The sequence below is a fragment of the Mesorhizobium sp. M7A.F.Ca.CA.004.06.1.1 genome (assembly GCF_003999135.1).
Classification (GTDB): Bacteria; Pseudomonadota; Alphaproteobacteria; order Rhizobiales; family Rhizobiaceae; genus Mesorhizobium.
The window spans coordinates 1-1,058 of sequence record NZ_RZPQ01001204.1; the positions used below are offsets into that span (position 1 = coordinate 1).

Here is a 1,058-nt window from a genome sequence, read left to right on the forward strand (position 1 = left end):
TTCCAGCGTCTCCTTGGCGCGTTTGGCATTGGAGCAGAGTGTGCGGTCCGGAACATAGAGGCGGGAGCGCATGGCGGCGCCCATCATTTCGGCATCGGAACGGCCGGACGCGTCGAGCGGGCGATCGAAATCCCGCATGCCGGGCAGTGCCCAGCCAGCCTTTGCATGTCGCAACAGATAAAGCCTGCTCACCCAACCTCCGAATGCCGAAGCCTCCCGGGATTAGCCACGAGAACGGCGTTGCGCACAATGCCCGTGCTCTTCAAACACAGCGAATCACCCAATGCTGCTTGCTGCAAAGGCGCTTGCGTATCGCCCCGGGATCACGGCCGATCTCGGAAAGCATGTGCCACCGGATCCAAAGTGTCTCGGCGGAGTTTGTACCAAAGCGACCGTACGCGGCTGCAAAGACCCGTGGCGGGATACTTTAACAATTGCGTGAAACAGCGGCCGATTGCGCTTGTGCAGGCGTCGGACGACGAATATATAGGCGCCAAATTTGGGGCAGTTTGGGTGAGTCGAATGAACGACATCGTTACCGCCGATTACGTACCCTCCGAAGACGAGCCGTTCATGAACGAGCGGCAGAAATCCTACTTCCGCTCAAAGCTCGTCACCTGGAAGAATGACATATTGCGCGAAGCGCGCGAAACACTGGAAATCCTGCAGCAAGAAAACGCCAACCACCCCGATCTGGCCGACCGCGCCTCTTCGGAAACCGACCGTGCCATCGAACTCAGGGCCCGTGACCGTCAGCGCAAGCTCATTGCAAAGATCGACTCCGCCCTGCAGCGCATCGACGAAGGCACTTACGGCTATTGCGAAGAGACCGGCGAGCCGATCGCGCTGAAGCGGCTCGATGCGCGTCCGATCGCGACATTGTCGATCGAAGCGCAGGAGCGGCATGAGCGCCGCGAAAAAGTCTATCGCGACGACTGAAGGTCAAGGCCGGCGGCGCACGGCCGGCTGTCCCGAACGAACTCGATCCTGAAAATGGCCGGTTTTCCGGCCATTTCTATTGGTGCGGCATCCACCGCTCTGAGGCGCGCGAAGGCCGC

At 60.2% G+C, this 1,058-nt stretch carries 2 protein-coding genes; one reads left to right on the top strand and one right to left on the bottom strand.

Annotated features, from left to right (window positions below):
* Positions 1-192 (bottom strand): histidine phosphatase family protein (locus EN906_RS35155; protein WP_206529277.1); only part of this gene is annotated, 192 nt, incomplete at its 3' end.
* Positions 193-522: 330 nt separating this feature from the next.
* Here EN906_RS35155 and dksA point away from each other — a divergent pair.
* The gene (dksA, locus tag EN906_RS35160; RefSeq protein WP_013531862.1) at positions 523-939 is read left to right on the top strand and encodes an RNA polymerase-binding protein DksA; all 417 of its coding nucleotides are present in this window, start codon (positions 523-525) and stop codon (positions 937-939) included.
* Positions 940-1,058: the final 119 nt, after the last annotated feature.